We start from the raw sequence: 15,001 nt of genomic DNA on the forward strand, positions 1-15,001 counted from the left end.
TTTGAGTTTTATAATAATTCGAAAACACTCGCTGCGCCCTGACCAGTTCCTACGCACATTGTCACAACACCATATTTGCTGTTTCTGCGTTTCATTTCGTCAAGAAGTTGGACTGTTAATTTAGTTCCTGTACAACCAAGCGGATGTCCGAGAGCGATTGCACCTCCATTGACATTTACGATGTCAGGATTAATATCTAATCCTCTCAAAACTGCAAGAGATTGAGAAGCAAAAGCCTCATTCAATTCAAACAAATCGATGTCGGATTGTTTAAGCCCAGCCTGTTCCAACGCTTTCGGAATAGCATACATTGGTCCGATTCCCATAATTCTTGGTGGAACTCCCACTGTGGAATATGACATTAATCTTGCAATTGGCGTCAGGTTCAATTCTTTTACCATTCTTTCGGACATTACCATTGTAAAAGCGGCACCATCAGAAGTTTGAGAAGAATTACCAGCCGTCACGGAACCGTTTGCTGCAAAAACCGGACGTAACTTTGCCAAAGCCTCAATAGATGTATCTGCTCTTGGCCCTTCATCTGTTTTGAATGCAAAATCTTTAATCTGAACTTTTTCTCTATCGTCAAGAAAATTATATTTCACATCAATTGGAACAATCTGGCTGTCAAATTTTCCTTCTTTGATGGCTTTCATTGCTTTCTGATGAGAGTTGTAAGCAAATTGGTCTTGGTCTTCACGACTCACTTTGAATTCGTTGGCAACAGCTTCCGCCGTCAATCCCATTCCCCAATAATAATCGGGATGTTTCTTTGCCAAATCCGTATCCGGAATAGGTTTGTAACCACCCATAGGGATATAAGACATACTTTCTGCACCACCAGCGATGATGCATTCTGCCATTCCGGCTTTGATTTTTGCTGCTGCAATTGCAATCGATTCCGAACCCGATGCGCAATATCTGTTCACGGTAACTCCGGAAACTTTGTCGGTATCCAATCCCATTAATGAGATTAATCTTGCAAAGTTCAATCCTTGTTCTGCTTCCGGCATTGCACAGCCAACGATCAAATCGTCTATGCGAGCCGGGTCAAGATTTGGAATGTCTTTCATCAGATGTTCTATCACAGTTGCCGCCATATCATCCGGACGGGTAAAACGCAAAGAACCTTTCGGCGCTTTACCAACTGCTGTTCTGTATCCTGTTACTATATATGCTTCCATTTATTTTCTGTTTTAATTTTTATTATGCCTCGTAGAGGTAAAGTGTTAATAGCTAATTATTATTTTTTAGCGAAGCTCCGTAGGAGCGACCTGTTAATTTTATTCAATTAATCAAATATTTTTGAATCAAAATCAATTTTAAATTTTTAAATAAAATCTGAATACTCTATTATCGGGTCGCCTCTATGAGGCTTGGCTTGCAACTCTATTGTTTGCTATTAACAGTTCGCTCCTACTGAGCTTTTTAGTTTCTAAGCGGTTTACCGGTAGTGAGCATCGTCTGAATTCTCTCAAGCGTTTTTCTCTCACCACAAAGTGAAAGGAACGCTTCTCTTTCCAAATCCAAAAGATACTGCTCGGAAACTTCTGTTGGTTCGGAGAGATTTCCGCCGGTCATTACGTAGCCGATTTTGTTGGCAATCAATCTGTCGTGCTCTGAGGCGTAACCGCCAGCAACCATTTGGTCTGTTCCAACGTAGAACATTCCCATTGATTCTTTTCCTAGGACTTTTATTTTTTCCGGAACTGGTGGTGTGTATCCTAATTCGTCCAGGATAATTGCCTGACGTTTTGCTTCTGCAATTTGTCTGTCTTTGTTTACAACGATGATATCTTTGTCGGTCAAAATACCCATTTGCTTTGCTTCGTGAGCTGAAGTTGCAACTTTCGCGGTTGCAATGTTCATAAAGTAATTTCGCAAATGATTGGTTTTAACGTCGTCAGGAAGTGCGCCTTTCAAAGCTCGTAAAGCAAACTCTTTCGTTCCGCCACCGCCTGGAATCAAACCAACACCAACTTCCACCAAACCGATGTAAGTTTCTGCTGCCGCCACAATTTTATCCGAATGCATCGAGAATTCGCAACCACCACCAAGCGTCATTCCGAAAGGTGCGGCAATGACAGGAATCGATGAATATCTCAATTTCATTGATGTTTGCTGGAATAGGTTAATGGCCATATTCAGTTCGTACCAATCTTGTTCAACGGCCATCATCATTACCATCGCAAGGTTTGCGCCTACTGAGAAATTATCAGATTGATTTCCGATAACCAAACCTCTGTAATCTTTCTCAGCAATGTCGATGGATTTATTAAGTCCTTCCAAAACGCCGCCACCAAGAGAATTCATTTTTGAACGGAATTCGAAGTTCAAAATTCCGTCTCCAAGGTCAATCAAAGCAGATTCGGAATTTGACCAGATGGTTTTTTCTTTTCTGATATTATCAAGAATAATGAAAGCATCCAAACCTGGAATCGGTTCGTAAGTTTTCGTATTTTGATTGTAGAATAACTGTTTTCCGTTTTCTAATTTGTAAAAAGATTCGTTTCCTGAAGCGAGCATTTCTTTAACCCAATCAGCGACTTTGTAGCCTTCGCTTTCCACCAAATCAATTCCTTTTTGAATTCCCAAGAAATCCCAATTTTCGAATGGTCCGTATTTCCACGCATAACCGGTTTTCATCGCATCATCGATGGAGTAGAATACATCGGTAATTTCGGGAACTCGTTGAGAAACGTAAGCGAAAAGTGATGCGTAATGTTTTCTAATCAATTCGCCAGCTTTGGTTTGGTCTTTCAACAAAATTGGCAAACGATTTTTCAAACTACCAGCTTCTTTCGCCGCTTTCACGATTGGAAGTTTCGGCTGTTTTGTAGGCTCGTAACCTAAAGTTTCATAATTAAGGACAAAACGGTTGATATTGCCACCAGCGTCTTTTTCCTTATAATAGAATCCCTTTTTAGCTTTATCGCCAAGGAATTTATTTTCAATTAAATGATTCAAAGTTTTGGAATCTTTCAAAGCCTGAACCATTTCGTCGCCTTTCAAATTGGCTTGAAGTCCTTTCGTAACATTGAAAGCCGTGTCTAATCCAACCAAATCTCCCAATTTGAAAGTTCCTGTTTTTGGACGATTCAGCAAATCACCTGTTAAGGAATCTGCTTCTTCAATGGTCAAACCGATTTCCTCAGTCAGTTCCATAATTTTCGCCATCGAATAAACGCCGATTCTGTTACCGATAAAACCTGGCGTATCTTTACAAAGAACCGTCGTTTTTCCAAGGAATTTCTCGCCGTAAGACATAAAGAAATCAACGACAGATTTATCCGTTTTCGGACCTGGAATCACTTCAAATAATTTCAAATATCTTGGCGGATTGAAGAAGTGCGTTCCGCAAAAATGTTTCTGGAAATCCTCTGACCTTCCTTCTGACATCAAATGAATCGGAATTCCTGACGTGTTGGAAGTAATCAAAGTTCCCGGTTTGCGGAGTTTGTCAACTTTTTCGAACATCGATTGTTTGATGTCCAATCTCTCGACAATCACTTCAATCACCCAATCCGAATTCTTGATTTTCTCCAAATCATCTTCGAAGTTTCCAACGGTAATTCTGGAAGCGAAGGATTTGTCATAGATTGGGGAAGGATTACTTTTCAGTGCGGTATCAAGATGACCTTGCGCCACACTGTTTCTGAATTTTTTACTTTCTGGTTTTACGCCCGCTGCTTTGTCTTTTTCGGACAATTCTTTCGGAGGCATATCCAACATCAAAACCTGAATCCCGTTACCAGCCAAATGGCAGGCAATTCCGGAACCCATCACGCCGGAGCCGAGGACTGTAACGTGTTTTATTTTTCTGTTCATTTAATGCAATTTATTTTATTATTTTCTATTATTAAGTTCATTGGCGATTTTCAGAATATCATTCATCACTTCTTTGAAGACTTCAAATTTTTCCGGCTGAATTCTCTCCACAATTTTCTTATTGAAATTAAGAACAACTTCCTTTGATAAGTTTCTGGAATTGATGCCTTTATCAGTTAATTTAATAATGACTTCACGTTTGTCTGTCGTCGTCTTTTCTTTGTAGATATAACCGTTGTCTTCCAGAAGTTTGATAATTCGTGTAAGAGAAGTGGGTTCAATCGCCATTTTGGGACCAAGATTTGTACTTCTTGTTCCTTCTTTAGGATCGATTTTAAGTAATGTAAGTGCCTGAACAGCAGTTGAATTATACAACGAAGCTTGGTCCGAATACATTTTCGAGACCGCTAACCAAGCCGACTTGAGCATCAAGTCAACACTTTCGACTTTTTCTGAATTTTTCTTTTCCATAATTAGCATATTGAAGTGCTTTATACAAATATAAAAAAAATACTATGCATGCATAGTATTTATCAGTTTTAATATTTAATGTGTTGATTTTTAATATGTTAATTACTATGCAAATCGCAGTAATTAAAAATATGAAATTTTATATTTAATCAGATTCAATTGTATTCATGAGGTTTTGCAAAGACTGTTTAATTTCTGGAAAACTATGATAATTATCATAAAAATCATCCGATTTCAGTTCCCATTTGTCATTTTTAAACGTCAATTTAAAATTTCTCAAATCTGAAGCAAAGTTTTTTTGAAGGAATGAAAACATCATTTCTTTTTCTAGTTTTGGTGCTTCGATATCAGGCGAATGAAAATTATGATTAAAATCTAAAATCTTTGGTGTAACCAATTCAGGATTATTGAGAATGATTTCTTCGGAGATTCCGCTGATAAGATTTTTATCTTTCAGCCACCAGATTTTATCCGAAAATTCCTTTGCCAGTCGCCAATCGTGGGAAGAGAAGAGAATTAACTTATTTTCATTCTTCGCTAAATTTCGAATCAAAGAAAGAATCATCAATTTATTTTCTTCATCCAGATGCGTTGTTGGTTCATCCAAAATAATGAAGGGCGAATTCTGAGCTAAAGCACGACCAATAAAGACTTTCTGAAGATTACCATCAGAAAGTTCTGTTAATTTTTTATTTCGAAAATGTGTAAGATTTAGTTTGTCAATTATTTCATTAACATCAGTTATATCCTTTTCGTTGAGTTTAAAATAATATGGATAATGAATATATTTCCCCAAAGAAATCAGATCTGTTACGGTATAATTTTCAGGTATTTCGGATTTAGAAAAAACGATTGCGATTTGAGAAGCTATTTCGGACGGGTTTAATTTTTTAACAGATTTTTGATTAATGAAAATTTCGCCACCTAAAAGGTTATTTTGCCCAAGAATTGATTTGATCAAAGTCGTTTTTCCGATGCCGTTATTTCCCATCAGAAGACAAACTTCGCCTAATTCTAAGGAAGTATTGATGTCAGAAATTAATGGTTCTGAGTAGCCGATTGATACTTGTTTAATATCTAAAAACATATTTTGCTGTTTACACGAAGGCACAAAGTTTCTTTTTAATTTAAATATATTTAAGGCGCAAGGTTTAACTTCGTTAAATGAAAAATCTTGCCTTTATTTTTAATGAAATATTCATTTTATAAATAACCATTTATTATTCGTGAAACACCGGCTTTAAAAGTTTCTTCATTAAAGTTGATTAGCAAACCTAATTTACAGCCTGTCATTTTTAAGTAAGTTAATAATTGTGCTTTGTGAGATGGATTTATAAATTCAACTGCTTTTACTTCCAAAATTAATTTTGATTCAACTAATATATCAATACGAAAAGCGTTGTTGATTTTTAGTTCTTCATAAATAATTGATAAAACCATTTGTTTTTCAACTTTCAAACCTTGTTTTTGCAACTCATAAAATAAGCATTCTTCATAAACATTTTCAAATAATCCGGGACCTAATTTCTTATGAATTTTGAGTCCAGCTTCGAATACAATTTTTGATAATTCATTTTCTGTCATTTGTATTTTTTATCGAAGATAAAATAAAATGGCATATTTAACACAAAGGCAAAAAGTTTCTTTAAAAACGTGTGCTTTAGGGCACAGAGTTTAACTTCGTTAATAAATGAAAATCTCTGATTTTTTTGTGCCTTAAAATATAATATTGGAATAAAAACTTTTGTGTCTTTGTGTTAGACTTTTTTAACCAACATCAGCAAAATCACCGGAATCCCAAAAAACGTCGTAATAATATTAATCGGAAATTGACTAATTTCTGAAATAACCGAGAAAACCTGCATTATAAAAATTCCCAAAACGATATTCAAAATCCACTGGTGCCAAAGTTGAGACGGATTCCAAAGCATTCTGCAAAAATGTGGAACGACTACACCGATAAATAAGATTGGCCCAAGAAATGCCGTCACAGCAGCTGATAGAATAGAAGATGCGACAATAATACTGATTTTAAGTTTCGATTGGCTGACTCCAAAACTCTGCGCATAAGCTGAGCCAAGAGAATTTCCAATCAAGGGTTTTATGGATTTGAAAGTGAAAAATAATCCGATAATTATTAAAATTGATAAGATGAAAATTTGTGAAATATTAGCTTGATTATTTGCTCCGAAAGTCCATAAAATATAATTTTTCAGACTTTGACTTTCCACATAAAACTGAAGAAATGAAACAACTGCACCAGCCAAAGCCGAAATCAGAAATCCAAAAATGATAATAAAGCTTTTATCCCGAAAACGATTCGAAAATAATAGTAAAACCATCATCAAAACTACACTTCCGAGAATTGAAGACAAACTGATAAAACTATTCTGCAAAAAATCAGGAATCAAAATATTCTGCGAGAAGAAAATATAAAACGCGACAAAAAGACTCGAAACCGACGTGATTCCCAAAACATCCGGTCCAGCCAATGGATTTTTAAAATATTCCTGTAAAAGAAAACCGCTCGTCGGGATTGCAATTCCAGCTAAGATCATTGCCAACGCCCGATTGATACGAAAACCGGCAATCTGAAAATTCTCTTTATCCGAATTAAAAAAATCATAAAAATCAAGTTTTGCATAACCAGTATTCAGATTGATAATGAACACAATGATTCCAAGAATGATCAATAATAAAATCAAAAATGAAAAACGTTTGGTCAGCATTTACAGATTATTTCAATGCTTTTTTAGGACCGGAGATTGCGGTTTTCTCTTTGCTTTCTTTAGCTTTTGATTCAGGTTGATAAGCCAGGAGATCTTTGATTTTTTGATCGAGCGCTGCTTCGCTCATAGAACCAACAGTTTCGTCTGTTTTATCACCCTTTTTAATTAATGTAAAAGGGATTGCGCCGCCGTCCCACGTTTTGAAATTTTGTTTGAAAAATTCCGGTTTCAGAAGACTTCCGTCTAGCAGGGCAACTTCTTTTCTGATGTTATATTCATCTGCAAAATCACTGACCTTTGTTGCCCAATCGGTTTTGTTGTCAAGACTTACAAAAGTGAATTTAACAGGCTGACCTTTCAATTTTTCTAATTTTTTATGGAAAAACGGAATTTCCTGCATACACGGCCCACACCATGTTGCAAAAAAATTAGTTACATATAAAGTGTCGGAATGATTATTCTGAAGATAATCTGACATCTTTTCGGGAGAAAATTCCTTTAATTGAGCAACATCGGCTTGAGATTTTTTTGGTTCTACTTTTATAGAATCTTCTTTCGCCTGAGTCTCAGCTACTTTTTCATCATTCTTTTTACAAGCAAAAAAGCTAAATGATATAAAGGAATATATTAATAGTTTTCTCATAATTCTAAGGTTTAAGTTTTTTAATTACAGTTCCTTGATCAAAAAATATGTATTTGTCATTTTTTAATTTTGTCATAAAATAATAAATATTCTCATCGAATGCCGTAATCTCCAAATCCATTTCATCACCAATTTTAAATTTGGAATTTTCTTTTTTAAAGTCTTTTAAAACAGTTTTTATTTTACAAGGATTATTTTGGTCCCTGATAATATCCATTAAAAAGTAACTGTCATTCGAACTATCTTTTTTTTCTGTTTCGAGGATAGTAATTTTTTGTTTCTTAAAAGTAAAAGGAGAAGAAGACTCAATTTCTAAATTCCGGTATTCTCTACATTTCTTTAGCAAATTATTACTGTCAAAATTATGTTGCGACATTGGTTTTATGGCCGATTTTACTTTATCACTTAAAGTAGAAAAATGCACATTTAACTCTTCATCAGAAAGGATAGAAGTATCAATAAATTTCCAGCTTTTATCATATTCATCAAAAATACCGACCATAGAATATTCTTTGACGATTTTTCCGATTGGTGTATTGCTAATTACAGCCTTGGTAAAAGATGATTGATATTTGTTATTAAACTTAATAAGATTACTAAAGTTTTTGTAATAAATGTCAATCAGGCTGTCAGAGCTCAATTTTGATTTCTCCTGATTCGTTTTGATTCTTTTTATAAATCCGTCTTCATTAATTTTCATATTGTAAGACAGATATTTGGCAAATTTCGGAATATTATTGTTGATATAAAGAAACTTCATTTTATAAAGATCTGACTGCAAAATCTCTTCCCGGGATTGAGAAAATAAAAAATTGCCAATGCAAAAAAACAACAGGAATAATTTTGATTTCATAGTTTTTAGCAAATGTGATGATAAATTTGATTTTTTCTTTTGCCAATTTTCATTAAATTTGATACTTGACAATGGAGAATCAATTAACAGTAGCCAATCAGCCTCAGTTTCACAGGCTAAAAATAGCTAAAAAACAACAACTGACCAAACAAGCTTTTGCTTTGGAATTAGAGATTCCGGAGGCGCTGAAATCCCAATATCAATTCCGCGCAGGGCAATATGTGACTCTGAAATACCATTTCAATGAGAAAGAAATCCAGAATGATTACTCTTTTACATCTGCTCCTTCCGAAGAAAAACTGGTCTTGGCTATCAAAATAAATGGTGAAGGAAGCTCAACTAATTTCCTTTTTAATCATTATAATGTAGGCGATGAAATCTCTGTCAGTGAACCTCTGGGACGTTTTTTTCTTCCTTCGAGACCTAATGAGAAACGTACAATCATTGCATTTGCCTCCGGAATTGGAATTACGCCAATCATCAGTCATATCAAAAATATCCTTAATGAAGAAAAATCAACCAGAATTTTTCTCTTTTATGGAAACAAAAGTTACGAAGATATTATCCTGAAACAAGAATTGGAAGATCTTCAGAAACAATCTGGCGGCAGACTTGAATGTTTCTATTTTATTTCGCAGGAGCCTGTGAAAGATAAATTATTTCAAGGACGAATTGACGAGAAAAAAGTATCGCTTATTATTAATCAAATTCTTCATCTTGATGAGGACGACGAGGAATCTACAATTTGGGACAGTACAGACAAAGTATTGATCTGCGGGCCAGGCGCCATGATAAAATCGGTCGCAAATGCCTGTTACAACCACGGAATTCCGAAAAAAAACATTCATTTTGAATTGTTCGAGGCTTATAATGAAGATATCTATCCAACGGAAAAAGAATTTCCTCTGATTGAAAATGTTGAAGTTAAGATCAAATTTAATCACATTGAAAAAGACGGAATTATCCTTAAAAATAATGAACGGAAAATCCTTCATCAATTATTGGATCTGGGATACAAACTGCCATATTCCTGCAAATCCGGTATTTGCGGAAGCTGTCTTTGCTATCTGAAAAGTGGGAAAGTCGATATGACAGAAGACGAATATTTGACGGATAAAGAAAAACATCAGGGAAAAATCTTACCTTGTACAGCTATTGCAATGAGCAAGGAAATTTTCTTAGATTTTGATATGATTTAATTATGTTTAGGGCGGTTGCTAACTTTTTCAAAATAGCTTTCAAGCTTTTGGAATTCGGAATTTTGCTGATGATTTTGGCGAATTTCTGGGTGTATGCCCTTACGAGTGGTAGAACTTATACCAAAATCAGCAAAGTGCCGCCGAGAGACTGTGCTTTGGTCTTAGGAACGTCTCCAAAAATGAGATCAGGCATTGCAAATCCTTATTTTACAGCCAGAATGGACGCTGTCGGAACGCTCTATCACCACGGAAAAATAAAAAAAATAATCGTGAGCGGAGAGAAAAGTGAAAACTATGACGAGACCCAGGCTATGACCAATTTTTTGGTTTATAATGAAGGCGTTCCGGAAGAGATCATCATAAAAGATCCGAAAGGTTTCAATACCCACAAAAGTATTCTGAACTGTAAAAATATTTATAAAGAAAAAAATGTCATCATTGTTTCACAGGGATTTCATAACCTCAGAGCTTTGTTTTTTGCAAGAAATAACGGAATGAATGCTTTGGGTTTTGATGCTCAGGATGTAAGCAAAAATGAGAGTTATTACAGAAACCACACCCGGGAATTTCTTGCCAGAGTTCTTGCCGTTTTCTATTATGTTTTGGGGATTTCTCCCGAAGAATAGTTTCTATCAATACTTCTGATTTTGTTTAAAATCTGCCAAAATTCAATCTGGCAGATTCTTTGTAATTATATGATTACCATCAACAACGGTGGTAATTAAAACTTGCAAAATGAAAAATCTATTTAAAATATCAGTACTGTCATTCATTACAATTTCATTGATGTCTTGTATGGCGACAACAGCTTCAGACAATTATGGATACAATGACTCTTACAACGAGGGATATTCTGCAGGATATGTTGATGGCTATTACAGATCTCCGGATGGAAACTGGTATGCACCAGGCGTGATATATTCCGACTACAATGGCAATTCTTACAGAAACGGAAATGTTTACAGATATAATACCAATAACCGCAGCCAGCCGAGAAGTAATAATAATTCCAGAAGTCAGACAAGAGTTCAGGGACAGATTAATACCGCTCCCAATACTGCGAGACCTCAGAATAACGTCAGAGTTCAGCCAAATGTAAATATTCAAAACGGAACGAGAACACGATCTCAAAATAATGTGAGGGTTCAGCCACAGACCGCAAGACCACAGCCTCAAAATAATATAAGAGTCCAGCCTCAGGTGCAACCAAATAATGACTCACAAAGGTCAAACGGATCACGATAACCAAAAAGCTAGTGTTTTAACTAGCTTTTTTTATTTATGAATTCTAAATTTTCCAATATTAAAAACGAGTGTAAATGAAAATTATATTATTTTTGTAAAAATTGTAAAGATGCTCGTGATTGGAATTGCCGGTGGAACAGGTTCCGGAAAAACTACTGTTGTTAATAAAATTTTACAACAACTTAATATAGAAGGTGTTAATGTGCTTTCTCAGGACAATTATTATCACGATAATCCAACTCTTACTTTATCCGAAAGAGAAGTCCTGAATTACGATCATCCAAAATCCATCGATTTTGATCTGATGCTGCAACATGTAAAAGCACTGAAAAATCATCAAAGCATAGAACAGCCTATTTATTCTTTCGTAACACATTCCAGAACCGGAGATCACGTGACAGTAGAACCAAAAAATGTTTTGATCGTAGAAGGGATTTTGGTTTTGACGAATAAAGAATTGCTGAAAGAATTCAATCTGAAAGTCTTTGTTCATGCAGATTCCGACGAGAGATTGATCAGAAGAATCCGAAGAGATACGCAGGAAAGAGGCCGTGATCTCCAGGAAGTTCTTCACCGTTACCAGACGACTTTGAAACCGATGCATCAGGAATTCATAGAGCCTTCAAAAAACGAGGCGGATCTCATCGTTCCAAATATGAGACAGAATTCTGTAGCCATCGATTTTCTGACAACAGTTATTAATAATTCGCTTAAAAAAGTTCACTAAATAATTAATTTTATGGCAGCTTAATCCGTCTTCCGCTCCCAATCTTTTTCTTGAAAAAAGAAAAAGGATTTCCGCTCAAGCCGGGCTGCAATTTGCAACCAAGAAATTAGATTTGACTATGAAAGAACTCATCAAAGAAATCAAGAAAAAATCACCAACTCTGAAATTTTTTCAGACTTATGTTTTCAACAAATATCTGTTGACACTTATCGGATTTTTGGTTTGGATGATCTTTTTTGACAGCACATCTTTCCTGGTAATCAATGAACTGAATGGCGAGATCGGACGTTACGAAAAACAACTTGATTTCTATAAAACGGAATATGAAAAGAACGACAAATTCTTTCGTAAACTAATGAATAACAAGGACGAAAAAGAAAAATACGCCCGAGAAAATTACTTTATGAAAAGACCGAATGAAGAGATCTTTATTTTGGTAGTTGACAGTTCTAAGATTGCAAAAAAGTAAAATTTTCAGAATGAGTGAATTGGCAGATTGGGAACAGCTTGTAAAAAAGCAGCTCAAAACAGAAAATATCTATGAAATTCTTCAAAAGGAGAATCTGGAAAATATTGATGTAAAACCTTATTATCACAACAATTCTGAATATAAAATCCTTCCGAAAATAGAAGAAAGTACACATCTAGTCGCAGAATTTCAAGATGGTTTAGAAGATCAGGCTTTTGCTTTTTTCCTCAACGAAAATGTTGAAAACCTTGAGGAAAAAACATTTTTCATTAATAATGCAGATCTTGCAGAACATATCCTGACAGAAGAATTCAACCGATATTTTTCTCTCATCGATGTTTTTTCCGATGATAAAAATGCTGCAATTGATGAACATTTAGCAAAAGAATTATTATCAAAATCATTTGATAGAAATATCTGTATTGATGTCAGTTTTCATCAGAATTCCGGAGCTTCTATTATTCAGCAATTGAGTTTTGCGCTTGCGAAAGCGAAAGATTTGGTTGAAAATTTTGGTTTGGATATTCTAGACAAATTACTTTTCAAGTTTGCAGTTGGAAGTCAGTATTTCTTTGAAATTTCTAAGATCAGAGCTTTCAAATATCTGTTCAATCAGCTTTCTAAGGAATTTGGAAAAGATCTGATTCCTTATATTTTTGTTGAAACGTCCTTAAGAAATAAAGCGAAAAATGATCAGGAAAATAATCTGATCCGATCTACTTTGGAACTAGCTTCGGCAATGATTGGTGGTGCAGACGCAGTTTTCTGTAATAATTATAAGGTTGAAGAATCAACTGAACTTTCCAAAGAAATTTCCTTCAAACAACAGATTGTTTTAGCTTACGAAAGTATCATCAATGTCTTTGAAGATGCCACTTCCGGAAGTTATTTTGTTGAAGATATCACTCATCAATTTGCAGAAAAATCCTGGAAACTATTTCTTGAAATCGAAGAAAAAGGCGGCTATCTGGAAATGCTGAAATACGGGGAAATCCAAAAAATGATCTTTGAACAAGCTGTGAAGGAACAAAGCTGGGTAGAAGAAGGAAAGATCAAGATCATCGGAGTTAATCTTTATCCAAAATTGGAAATCAAAAAACCGATTTCTGAACTTTATAATTCGTCTGAAATAAAACCGATCCGATTAGCAGAGATATTTGAATAATGAAATCGCCAATATTCGAAATGGAAAATAACATTAGAAGATTCGGCGATATCATATGACAAAAGAAAATAAACACTTCATATGAAAGAACATTTTCAGGATATTTTACAATACAATCAGCATTTCAATCAATTATTAATTCAGAACTACCTGGAAAACAAATTGATCTGGAGCGAGAAAAGTAAAAACCTTCTCAATCATATTCTGAATGCGCACCAAATATGGAATGCAAGAATCCTTAACCAAAATAAATTTGAAGTCTGGCAAATGAATGCCGATGATTTGTTGTTAAAAATCAATTCTGAAAATTTTATTAACAGTTCAAATATCCTTTCCGAAAGAGAACTTACCGAAATTATTGATTATAAAAATTCAAAAGGTGATAAGTTTCAAAATTCAATCCAGGAGATTTTTTTTCATTACATCAATCATTCAACCTATCATCGCGGGCAGATTGCAATGCTTATGAAACAAGCTGGACTAGAGCCCATCAATACAGATTATATTTTCTACAAAAGGTTTTAATTGATTCTCAAATTAAAATTACATTATTCTCAATTTTCGTAATTATTAAAGTCATAATTCGTAACTCATAACTAATTCACTATCTTTGCAAAAATTTTTAGAAATGAGCGAAGACGGAAAAAGACCAGAAAGAGACAAAAAACCAAGAAGTGCAGGTGCTAGCAGACCTTCTGGAAACTCCCGTGGCTCCGGCGAAAGAACGTCCAAAAGCAGACCTTCTGCTGGTGGTGCACGTAAACCTAAGACAACAAGGGGCGGCGAGCGTAATTTTGACAGCAGAGACAAATATGAAAGAGGAGACAGAAAACCGTCTTCTTCCAAAAAACCATACATCCGACCAGAAACTTCTGAAGATAAAACCAAATCTTATATTCAAAAAAGAAGATTAGAGAAAATAAGTAAAGATGTCCATAAAGATACTATCAGACTTAATAAATATATTGCCAATTCCGGGATATGCAGCAGAAGAGAAGCTGACGAACTAATCTCGCAGGGTCTGGTGGAAGTGAACGGAAAAGTGGTGACAGAAATGGGTTATCAGGTTCAGAAAACGGATAGAGTGGTTTTTGACAGTCAAAACATTACACCTGAAAAACCGGTTTATGTTCTGTTAAACAAACCAAAAGGTTACATCTCGACAACCAAAGATGAGAAAGCCAGAAAAACAGTAATGGATCTTACGGCAAATGCATCGCCTTACAGAATCTTCCCGGTTGGAAGACTCGACAGACAAACCACGGGTGTTATTCTTTTAACGAACGACGGTCATATTACAAAAAAATTGACTCATCCCTCTTTTTCTATGAGAAAAATATATCACGTGACATTGGATAGAAAATTAACCAATGATGATATGAAATTGATTGGTGAAGGGATTCGTCTGGAAGAAGGTGTTGCTGAAGTAGATAGCATCTCTTTCATCGAAGGAAAACCAAAAAATGAAGTTGGAATAGAAATCCACATTGGATGGAATAGAGTAGTACGCAGGATTTTCCAAAAACTGGGCTACGAAGTGGAAGCCCTTGACAGAGTGATGTTTGCGGGACTTACCAAGAAAAATATCAAAAGAGGACACTGGCGGATTCTTACAGAATTAGAAGTGAACACTTTGAAAATGTTATAATAAAAAAGACTGAAGAAATTCAGT

At 35.1% G+C, this 15,001-nt stretch carries 16 protein-coding genes; 8 read left to right on the forward strand and 8 right to left on the reverse strand.

Annotation, left to right across the window (positions count from 1 at the left end; translation table 11 throughout):
- Positions 1 to 8: 8 nt before the first annotated feature.
- From ACFJGY_RS10075 to ACFJGY_RS10110, 8 genes are all read right to left on the reverse strand, one after another.
- Complete coding sequence (locus ACFJGY_RS10075) at positions 9 to 1,184, reverse strand: acetyl-CoA C-acyltransferase (protein ID WP_379963480.1); 1,176 nt, start codon at positions 1,182 to 1,184, stop codon at positions 9 to 11.
- 244 nt (positions 1,185 to 1,428) lie between these two features.
- On the reverse strand, positions 1,429 to 3,828 hold the full coding sequence (locus ACFJGY_RS10080) for a 3-hydroxyacyl-CoA dehydrogenase/enoyl-CoA hydratase family protein (protein ID WP_379963482.1): 2,400 nt from the start codon (positions 3,826 to 3,828) through the stop codon (positions 1,429 to 1,431).
- 18 nt (positions 3,829 to 3,846) lie between these two features.
- On the reverse strand, positions 3,847 to 4,299 hold the full coding sequence (locus ACFJGY_RS10085; protein ID WP_034964608.1) for a MarR family winged helix-turn-helix transcriptional regulator: 453 nt from the start codon (positions 4,297 to 4,299) through the stop codon (positions 3,847 to 3,849).
- Between the two features lie 145 nt (positions 4,300 to 4,444).
- The gene (locus ACFJGY_RS10090; protein WP_379963484.1) at positions 4,445 to 5,386 is read right to left on the reverse strand and encodes an ABC transporter ATP-binding protein; all 942 of its coding nucleotides are present in this window, start codon (positions 5,384 to 5,386) and stop codon (positions 4,445 to 4,447) included.
- A gap of 116 nt (positions 5,387 to 5,502) precedes the next feature.
- Entirely contained in the window at positions 5,503 to 5,883 is a 381-nt protein-coding gene (locus ACFJGY_RS10095; protein WP_379963486.1) for a GxxExxY protein, read from the reverse strand.
- 173 nt (positions 5,884 to 6,056) lie between these two features.
- Complete coding sequence (locus ACFJGY_RS10100; protein WP_379963488.1) at positions 6,057 to 7,028, reverse strand: FecCD family ABC transporter permease; 972 nt, start codon at positions 7,026 to 7,028, stop codon at positions 6,057 to 6,059.
- A 7-nt stretch (positions 7,029 to 7,035) separates the two neighbouring features.
- Positions 7,036 to 7,671: a TlpA family protein disulfide reductase gene (locus ACFJGY_RS10105; RefSeq protein ID WP_379963490.1), complete on the reverse strand. Its 636-nt coding sequence runs from the start codon at positions 7,669 to 7,671 to the stop codon at positions 7,036 to 7,038.
- A gap of 4 nt (positions 7,672 to 7,675) precedes the next feature.
- Complete coding sequence (locus ACFJGY_RS10110; protein ID WP_379963492.1) at positions 7,676 to 8,371, reverse strand: hypothetical protein; 696 nt, start codon at positions 8,369 to 8,371, stop codon at positions 7,676 to 7,678.
- Between the two features lie 224 nt (positions 8,372 to 8,595).
- Between ACFJGY_RS10110 and ACFJGY_RS10115 the strand changes: the two genes are divergently transcribed.
- The 8 genes from ACFJGY_RS10115 (at position 8,596) to ACFJGY_RS10150 (ending at position 14,977) form a co-directional block, all read left to right on the forward strand.
- Positions 8,596 to 9,723 (forward strand): 2Fe-2S iron-sulfur cluster-binding protein, encoded by a 1,128-nt coding sequence (locus tag ACFJGY_RS10115; RefSeq protein WP_379963494.1) that lies wholly within the window; start codon positions 8,596 to 8,598, stop codon positions 9,721 to 9,723.
- A 68-nt stretch (positions 9,724 to 9,791) separates the two neighbouring features.
- Positions 9,792 to 10,349: a vancomycin high temperature exclusion protein gene (locus ACFJGY_RS10120; RefSeq protein WP_379970163.1), complete on the forward strand. Its 558-nt coding sequence runs from the start codon at positions 9,792 to 9,794 to the stop codon at positions 10,347 to 10,349.
- Positions 10,350 to 10,458: 109 nt separating this feature from the next.
- Complete coding sequence (locus ACFJGY_RS10125) at positions 10,459 to 10,968, forward strand: hypothetical protein (RefSeq protein WP_379963496.1); 510 nt, start codon at positions 10,459 to 10,461, stop codon at positions 10,966 to 10,968.
- Between the two features lie 109 nt (positions 10,969 to 11,077).
- On the forward strand, positions 11,078 to 11,695 hold the full coding sequence (gene udk / locus ACFJGY_RS10130) for a uridine kinase (RefSeq protein WP_379963498.1): 618 nt from the start codon (positions 11,078 to 11,080) through the stop codon (positions 11,693 to 11,695).
- Positions 11,696 to 11,813: 118 nt separating this feature from the next.
- On the forward strand, positions 11,814 to 12,164 hold the full coding sequence (locus tag ACFJGY_RS10135) for a septum formation initiator family protein (protein ID WP_379963500.1): 351 nt from the start codon (positions 11,814 to 11,816) through the stop codon (positions 12,162 to 12,164).
- Between the two features lie 10 nt (positions 12,165 to 12,174).
- Positions 12,175 to 13,329 (forward strand): methylmalonyl-CoA mutase family protein, encoded by a 1,155-nt coding sequence (locus ACFJGY_RS10140; RefSeq protein ID WP_379963502.1) that lies wholly within the window; start codon positions 12,175 to 12,177, stop codon positions 13,327 to 13,329.
- A gap of 81 nt (positions 13,330 to 13,410) precedes the next feature.
- Positions 13,411 to 13,854, forward strand: a complete 444-nt coding sequence (locus tag ACFJGY_RS10145) for a DinB family protein (RefSeq protein ID WP_379963504.1) — start codon at positions 13,411 to 13,413, stop codon at positions 13,852 to 13,854.
- 103 nt (positions 13,855 to 13,957) lie between these two features.
- Positions 13,958 to 14,977, forward strand: coding sequence for a pseudouridine synthase (locus tag ACFJGY_RS10150; protein WP_379963506.1), 1,020 nt, complete (start codon positions 13,958 to 13,960; stop codon positions 14,975 to 14,977).
- Positions 14,978 to 15,001: the final 24 nt, after the last annotated feature.

It is taken from the genome of Epilithonimonas sp. UC225_85 (assembly GCF_042695135.1).
Taxonomy (GTDB): domain Bacteria; phylum Bacteroidota; class Bacteroidia; order Flavobacteriales; family Weeksellaceae; genus Epilithonimonas.

Coding starts and splice junctions, on each gene's coding strand:
- ACFJGY_RS10075 (WP_379963480.1), bottom strand. CDS start 1,184: ATGGAAGCATATATAGTAACAGGATACAGAACAGCAGTTGGTAAAGCG.
- ACFJGY_RS10080 (WP_379963482.1), bottom strand. CDS start 3,828: ATGAACAGAAAAATAAAACACGTTACAGTCCTCGGCTCCGGCGTGATG.
- ACFJGY_RS10085 (WP_034964608.1), bottom strand. CDS start 4,299: ATGGAAAAGAAAAATTCAGAAAAAGTCGAAAGTGTTGACTTGATGCTC.
- ACFJGY_RS10090 (WP_379963484.1), bottom strand. CDS start 5,386: ATGTTTTTAGATATTAAACAAGTATCAATCGGCTACTCAGAACCATTA.
- ACFJGY_RS10095 (WP_379963486.1), bottom strand. CDS start 5,883: ATGACAGAAAATGAATTATCAAAAATTGTATTCGAAGCTGGACTCAAA.
- ACFJGY_RS10100 (WP_379963488.1), bottom strand. CDS start 7,028: ATGCTGACCAAACGTTTTTCATTTTTGATTTTATTATTGATCATTCTT.
- ACFJGY_RS10105 (WP_379963490.1), bottom strand. CDS start 7,671: ATGAGAAAACTATTAATATATTCCTTTATATCATTTAGCTTTTTTGCT.
- ACFJGY_RS10110 (WP_379963492.1), bottom strand. CDS start 8,371: ATGAAAATTAATGAAGACGGATTTATAAAAAGAATCAAAACGAATCAG.
- ACFJGY_RS10115 (WP_379963494.1), top strand. CDS start 8,596: ATGGAGAATCAATTAACAGTAGCCAATCAGCCTCAGTTTCACAGGCTA.
- ACFJGY_RS10120 (WP_379970163.1), top strand. CDS start 9,792: ATGATTTTGGCGAATTTCTGGGTGTATGCCCTTACGAGTGGTAGAACT.
- ACFJGY_RS10125 (WP_379963496.1), top strand. CDS start 10,459: ATGAAAAATCTATTTAAAATATCAGTACTGTCATTCATTACAATTTCA.
- udk (WP_379963498.1), top strand. CDS start 11,078: ATGCTCGTGATTGGAATTGCCGGTGGAACAGGTTCCGGAAAAACTACT.
- ACFJGY_RS10135 (WP_379963500.1), top strand. CDS start 11,814: ATGAAAGAACTCATCAAAGAAATCAAGAAAAAATCACCAACTCTGAAA.
- ACFJGY_RS10140 (WP_379963502.1), top strand. CDS start 12,175: ATGAGTGAATTGGCAGATTGGGAACAGCTTGTAAAAAAGCAGCTCAAA.
- ACFJGY_RS10145 (WP_379963504.1), top strand. CDS start 13,411: ATGAAAGAACATTTTCAGGATATTTTACAATACAATCAGCATTTCAAT.
- ACFJGY_RS10150 (WP_379963506.1), top strand. CDS start 13,958: ATGAGCGAAGACGGAAAAAGACCAGAAAGAGACAAAAAACCAAGAAGT.